Consider the following 6764-nt stretch of genomic DNA (forward strand, 5'->3'; position numbering starts at 1 on the left):
ATGACGGGCGCTCACAGCCAGACCCGGGCAAGGTCCAGGGTCGGGCAGACCGGGCCGTGCCTTCACTCCCCGCGAGCCCCCGGGGACTTTCGCGAGAGGGCACCACGGGTGGCCACTGCTCATGGCCGTCCGGGCCCCCGCTGAAAGAAGTCGCCGAGGGCGGATGCCAGCGCTTCGGGCGCCTGTTCGGCGACGTGATGTCCCGAGTCGATGCCGTGGCCCCGGACATCGTCGGCCCACCGGCTCCACACCTCGCGCGGATCTCCGTACAGTTCTTCCAGGTCGTCCTGAAGGGACCAGAGGATCAGTGCCGGACAAGCGATACGAGTACCGGCAGTTCGATCGGCCTCCTCCTGCCCTCGGTCGACGGTGAGGCCGGCGCGATAGTCCTCAAGCATCGCCCGCACGACGTCGGGATTGCGCGTGGCCCGCCGCCACTCGTCGTAGTTCTCCCGTCCCATCACCTCGGGGTCACCGCAGTACCAACTGTCGGGATCGGCGGTGATGACTCGCTCGGGGATGTCGGGCTGGGCGAAGAAGAACCAGTGCCACCACCGGGTGGCGAACTCGGCGGTGATCCGCGACAGATGCTCCGTCACCGGCAGACAGTCCACGAACGCCACTCGCGAGACGATCTCGGGATGGTCGAGCGTGAGGCGCAGCGCCACAGCGCCCCCACGGTCGTGCCCGACCAGCGCGAACCGGTCATGTCCGAGGCGGCGCATCACGGCCACCACGTCCCCAGCGACCGCCCGCTTGGAATAACCCACGTGGTCCGCCGTGAAGCGCGGACCCCTGGAGCGCCCGTACCCCCGCAGGTCAGGACAGACCACAGTGTGACCCGCTTGGACGAGCAGCGGAGCGACCCGGTGCCACGTCGCCGATGTACGCGGATGACCGTGCAACAGCACCACCGGCGGACCAGCACCCCCGAAACGCACGAAGACGGAAGCCTCACCGACGTCGACCTGCGCCGTCTCGAAACCCTCGAACATCTGGCCTCCCCAGCACTCGGCTCATGTACCGCGTCCTGCCGTCGGCGCGCTGCCGCCACTCCCGATCGCACCGGCGGAACGCCGGGCGTCGGTGGAACAGTCAGGACCCGACCCGCGTTCCGGGGCTGCTGTCGTAAGCCTTTTGCACGAGGGGCTGGCGGTGCCCGTCGTTGAGCTGCCGGTTCCACAGGGCATCGACCTGTTCGCGGGCCTGCGGCTCCAGTTCAGTGGGGAGCAGGTGCCGGTAGCGGCGGTCCTCGCCCAGCAGGACCTGCACGGTCCGCTCGTAGACCGGTTCGGGGTCGTACTGCTCGTGCGGGAAGGCGAGTGCCGTGTAGTCGTAGAGACGGTCGGCGGGGTTGTCGCGCCATTCCTTCCACGTCTCGAACATGGTGTCGTTGAAGCCGGTGAGGAAAGGGCCGGGGTTGATCGTGGCCACCGTGACACCGAACTCGGCGAGTTCCTGGTCCAGCGCGTCCGCGAACGCCTCCACCGCGTGCTTGGAGCCCGCGTAGGCGCCGGTGAACGGGTCGACGGTGAGTCCGGCGACCGAGGACATGAAGACGATCCGTCCGCTGCGGCGGGCCGCCATCTGCCGGGCGATGCCCTGGGTGAGCAGGACGGGGCCGAAGATGTTCACCTCGAACTGGCGGCGCAGCCGTTCCTCGGGGATGTCGGCGGTCGCGCCGCCTTCGGAGACGCCGGCGTTGTTGAGGAGGACCTCGACGCCCCAGGTCCAGGCGTTCTCCCGGTCGCCGGGGTCGGCCACGTCCAGTTTCTCGACCCGCAGCTCCGCACCCCGCTGTCGGGCCTCGGCCCGTACCGCGCCGACCTGGGCGATGATCTCCACGCCCGCGATCACCTCGTGCCCGACCGCGGCGAGCCGTAGCGCCACCTCTTTTCCAAAGCCGCTGCCCGCACCGGTGATAAGTATCGGTCCCGCCATGTCGTCGCGCCCTTCCCTTTCTGGTGTCCGGTCTCTCCGGACACCAGATGCCTTGGTCTGCGTGCACCCGTCGAAAAGCGGCCGGAACGGAAGGCGCTGGAGGCCGCGGGTGTCCCTGCGAAACACCGATCGCTCCGGCCGCACGGATACTCCTGCCCCGCAAATACGCCTCTACCGGCCAGATCGGTGAATTCAGCGGATCAGTGTGTGCCATGACATGCCGAAGGCCCCGTCGACGGTGGCCGACGGGGCCCATGAGCTGCGCTTTTTACCAGCGGTACCAGCGGCCCTTACGGCCGCCGCTGCCGGCGGGCCGGACCACGAAGCCCAGCGCCCAGACCACCAGAACGATGACGGCGATCCACCACAGCGCCTTGAGAGCGAAACCGGCGCCGAAAAGGATCAGCGCGAGGAGCAGAACTACAAGCAGGGGAACCATGATTCATCAACCTCCGCCCCTTCATCTGCCCCGCGTTTCCCGCTTCACGCCCTGGAATTTCGAGCGCGTATTTCCGCGATTCCAGGGAATTCGGATTTTCCATCGGGCGGCCGGATGAGAGCCCAGGAGTAGTGTGGTGGAAACCACCGTGCCGAGCGTTCCAACCCCCGACGGACTGGCGGGGCCTCGCCGAGACGGATGCGGTCGGAGCGCACAGAAAGCGTTCATCCTGCTGTTGCACCTGAGGCGGCGCCATGACGCCCACCGTGAACGTCGTCGAAGCACTGCCGTGGATCGAGGACGCCGACAAGGTCGCCCCCAAGGATGCCCGTGTGCTGTCCCGGCTGTTCCTGGACCGGCTGCCCTCGCTGGAAGAGGGCACCGGCGAGTATCAGTACGTCCGCAACACCCTGATCGAGATGAACCTGTCCCTGGTCAGGTTCGCGGCCCGCCGGTTCCGCAACCGGGGCAGCGGCGACATGGAGGACGTCGTCCAGGTCGGCACGATCGGTCTGATCAAGGCCATCGACCGCTTCGACCTGACGCGCGAGGTCGAGTTCACCTCCTTCGCGATTCCTTACATCACCGGCGAGATGAAGCGCTTCTTCCGCGACACCACCTGGGCCGTCCACGTACCCCGACGCCTGCAAGAGCTCCGCGTCGACCTCGCCAAAGGCAAGGAATCACTCACCACCACGCTCGGCCACAGCCCCACCTTGAAGGAACTCGCCGCCCATCTCGGGCTGACCGAGGGCGAGGTCGTCGAGGGTCTCATGGCCGCCAACGGCTATGTCGCCGGCTCCATCGACACCCCGGGCGGCGACACCGAGACCGGCGAAAGCGGGCCGACGTACACGGACACCATGGGCCTCGACGACCCGGCCCTGGAGCTGTTCGAGGACCTGAACGCGCTCGGCCCGCTGCTCCGTCAACTCGACGAGCGGGAGCGGGCCATCATCGAGATGCGCTTCGGGCAGGAGCTGACCCAGGCCGAGATCGGCAGCGCGCTGAACGTCTCCCAGATGCAGATCTCCCGCCTGCTCAACCGCATCCTGGCCAAGCTCCGCACCGGTCTCCTGGACGCGTAGTCCCTGGTTGCCGCGCTGTCGCCGCTATCGAACGGGCGGCTGCCGGAGTGCCGGGACCAGCGCACGGCGACGAGGGCCAAGGCCGTCACAAGAACGGCGATGCCGATCACCAGCAGGTAGCCCAGGCCGTTCGCGGTCACCCCGACGATTCCCAGCACGAGGGCGATCAGGAGAAACAGCAGGAAGAGAACCTGTTCTGTCTCCTGAGCGCTGGTGCAGAACGGGTGCCCCGGAGATCGACGATGACACCATCACCGAACCCGGCAAAAGGTGCGCTTCAGGTGGGTCGGACGCGATGCCGGGGGTAGCCGGACCCTGGGAGCCGATCGGCTCCCGGAATACCGGACTAGGCGAAGGCGGGCTCATGGACGCGATTGTGCTGCTGAAGGAAGATCACCAGACGGTAGAGAAGCTCTTCAAGGAGTTCGAGCAGGCCGGGGACCGCGCCTACAAGACCAAGCGGAAGATCGCCGACAAGGTGATCGAGGAGCTGACGGTCCACACCTGGATCGAGGAGAAGATCTTCTACCCCGCCGCCCGTGCCGCCGTGCCGGACACCACCGATCACGTACTGGAGAGCGTCGAGGAGCACCACGTCGTGCTGTGGATGCTGTCTGAGCTGGCGGGCCTGGACCCGGAGGACGAGCGCTTCGACGCCAAGATGACCGTCCTCATGGAGAACGTGCGGCACCACGTCGAGGAAGAGGAGAAGGAGTGGTTCCCGCAGGTCCGCTCCGCTCTCGGCCGCAACCGGCTGGGTGAGCTGGGCGAACAACTCGCCGCCGCCAAGCCCGACGCTCCTCACGACCCCCTGCTGGTGCCCAGCGCGCACGAATGACGGACACGCGCCCACGAAGGGCAGCCACGACGGCAGAACCGACCAGCGGCCTTTCCGAGGAGCGACGGCATGACGAGTGAGCAGTCCGGCAACACGACCTCATCGGGCCGGTCCGTGACGATGCCCGTGGCGGACAGCGCGGGGTGGGACGCGATGGATGTGCGGGCGGTGGACACCGTCCGGGTGCTGGCGGCCGACGCGGTGCAGAAGGTCGGCAACGGGCATCCCGGCACGGCGATGAGCCTCGCCCCGCTGGCGCATCTGCTGTTCCAGAACGTCATGCGGCACGACCCGGCCGACGACCAGTGGCTGGGCCGCGACCGGTTCGTGCTCTCCTGCGGGCACTCCAGCCTGACCCTCTACATCCAGCTCTACCTGACCGGCTACGGCCTTGAGCTGTCGGACCTGGAGGCGTACCGCACCTGGGGTTCGGCCACCCCCGGGCACCCCGAACACCGGCACACCCGTGGCGTGGAGATCACCACCGGCCCGCTGGGCCAGGGGCTCGCCAGTGCGGTCGGCATGGCGATGGCGGCCCGGCGGGAGCGCGGTCTGCTCGACCCCGACGCCGACCCCGGCAGCAGTCCCTTCGACCACCAGGTCTACGTCATCGCCTCCGACGGCGACATGATGGAGGGCGTCACCGCCGAGGCCGCGTCGCTCGCCGGGCACCAGGAGCTGGGCAACCTCGTCGTCTTCTACGACTCCAACCACATCTCGATCGAGGACGACACCGACGTCTCCTTCAGCGAGGACGTACCCGCCCGCTTCGCCGCCTACGGCTGGCACGTGCAGACCGTCGACTGGACACGCACGGGCGAGTACGTCGAGGACGTGGACGCCCTGCTGGCCGCGGTGCGCGCCGCGCGCGACGAGGACGGCCGGCCCTCGCTGATCATGATGCGCACGCTGATCGGCTGGCCCGCGCCCACCAAGCAGAACACCGGCAAGGCCCACGGCTCCGCGCTGGGCGAGGACGAGGTCGCCGCGACCAAGCGGCTGCTCGGCTTCGACCCCGAGCAGCACTTCGCCGTAGAGGACGCCGTGCTGGCCCGCACCCGCCAAGCCGCCGACCGCGGGCGCCAGGCGCATGCCGCGTGGGACGAGGGGTTCGGGGCCTGGCGGGCGGCCCATCCCGAGCGGGCTGAACTGCTGGACCGCCTTCAGGCGCAGCGGCTGCCGGACGGCTGGACCGAGGCCCTGCCCGCCTTCCCCGCCGACCCCAAAGGGATGGCCACCCGCGCCGCGTCGGGCGAGGTGCTCAGCGCGCTCGCCCCGGTACTGCCGGAACTGTGGGGCGGCTCGGCCGACCTGGCCGGGAGCAACAACACCACCATGGACGGCGAGCCGTCCTTCGTGCCCCCCGACCGCCAGACCAAGGACTGGAAGGGCGGACCCTACGGCCGCACCCTGCACTTCGGCATCCGCGAGCACGCCATGGGCGCGATCCTCAACGGCATCGCCCTGCAGAGCCTGACCCGCCCCTACGGCGGCACGTTCCTGACCTTCTCGGACTACATGCGCCCCGCCGTCCGCCTGGCCGCACTGATGAAACTGCCCACCACCTACGTATGGACCCACGACTCCATCGGCCTCGGCGAGGACGGCCCCACCCACCAGCCCGTGGAACACCTGGCCGCACTGCGCGCCATCCCCGGCCTCGACGTGGTCCGCCCCGCCGACGCGAACGAGACCACCGCCTGCTGGCGCACCGTCCTGGAACACCGGGACCGCCCTGCCGCGCTGATCCTGACCAGGCAGAACGTGCCCGTCCTCGACCGCGGCAACGGTGCCTGCGCTCCCGCCCGGGACGCGGCCCGCGGCGGATACGTCCTCACCGACACCGCACACGACACCACGCCTGACGTCATCCTCGTGGCGACCGGCTCCGAGGTGCACATCGCCCTGGAGGCGAGCGGGCTGCTGGCGGCCGACGGTCTCCCTGTGCGGGTCGTGTCGATGCCCTGCCGGGAGTGGTTCGCCGCCCAGCCCCCGGCCTACCAGGACGAGGTGCTCCCGCCGTCCGTACGAGCCCGGGTCAGCGTCGAGGCCGCGGTGGGACAGGGCTGGCGCGACGTGGTCGGCGACGCCGGACGGATCGTCGGCCTGGAGCACTACGGCGCCTCCGCCGACTACGAGCGCCTGTACTCCGAGTTCGGCATCACCCCCGAGGCCGTCGCCACAGCCGCCCGCGACAGCATCCACGACGCCGAACGCGCCCCGCGCCCCGGCGGGCACCACCAGACGTCCGCGCCGACCGACGGCGGCACCGGCGACCGTCCCTGACAGCGCGCACACGGACGGTCTGTCCGGCTTCCGCCGTACCCGGTACCCGCCCGTAGGACTGCTCCAAAACGCCCGCCTCCGCAGGGGACGGGCGGGCCGCGCGGCTCTCGCGCGACCGATGCCCAGCACCTCCTGGAGGTTCGTATGCCCGACGCCACCGCGATGCCCGACG

General features: G+C 69.4%; 6 protein-coding genes. 3 read left to right on the forward strand and 3 right to left on the reverse strand.

Going from position 1 to position 6764, the window contains the following annotated elements; all coding sequences use genetic code 11:
* Nucleotides 1-119: 119 nt before the first annotated feature.
* From JHN63_RS17930 to JHN63_RS17940, 3 genes are all read right to left on the reverse strand, one after another.
* Complete coding sequence (locus tag JHN63_RS17930) at nt 120-995, reverse strand: alpha/beta fold hydrolase (protein ID WP_200682073.1); 876 nt, start codon at nt 993-995, stop codon at nt 120-122.
* A 100-nt stretch (nt 996-1095) separates the two neighbouring features.
* Nucleotides 1096-1941, reverse strand: a complete 846-nt coding sequence (locus JHN63_RS17935) for an SDR family oxidoreductase (protein WP_200682074.1) — start codon at nt 1939-1941, stop codon at nt 1096-1098.
* Between the two features lie 268 nt (nt 1942-2209).
* On the reverse strand, nt 2210-2380 hold the full coding sequence (locus JHN63_RS17940) for a DUF5670 family protein (protein ID WP_200682075.1): 171 nt from the start codon (nt 2378-2380) through the stop codon (nt 2210-2212).
* Between the two features lie 254 nt (nt 2381-2634).
* Between JHN63_RS17940 and JHN63_RS17945 the strand changes: the two genes are divergently transcribed.
* The 3 genes from JHN63_RS17945 (at nt 2635) to tkt (ending at nt 6592) form a co-directional block, all read left to right on the forward strand.
* A complete protein-coding gene (locus JHN63_RS17945; protein WP_200682076.1) occupies nt 2635-3468 on the forward strand; it encodes a SigB/SigF/SigG family RNA polymerase sigma factor in 834 nt (277 codons plus the stop codon).
* Nucleotides 3469-3832: 364 nt separating this feature from the next.
* A complete protein-coding gene (locus JHN63_RS17950) occupies nt 3833-4306 on the forward strand; it encodes a hemerythrin domain-containing protein (protein WP_200682077.1) in 474 nt (157 codons plus the stop codon).
* A gap of 69 nt (nt 4307-4375) precedes the next feature.
* Nucleotides 4376-6592 (forward strand): transketolase, encoded by a 2217-nt coding sequence (tkt, locus tag JHN63_RS17955; protein WP_200682078.1) that lies wholly within the window; start codon nt 4376-4378, stop codon nt 6590-6592.
* The last annotated feature ends 172 nt before the right edge of the window (nt 6593-6764 follow it).

The sequence above is a fragment of the Streptomyces sp. MBT65 genome (genome assembly GCF_016612545.1).
Taxonomy (GTDB): domain Bacteria; phylum Actinomycetota; class Actinomycetes; order Streptomycetales; family Streptomycetaceae; genus Streptomyces.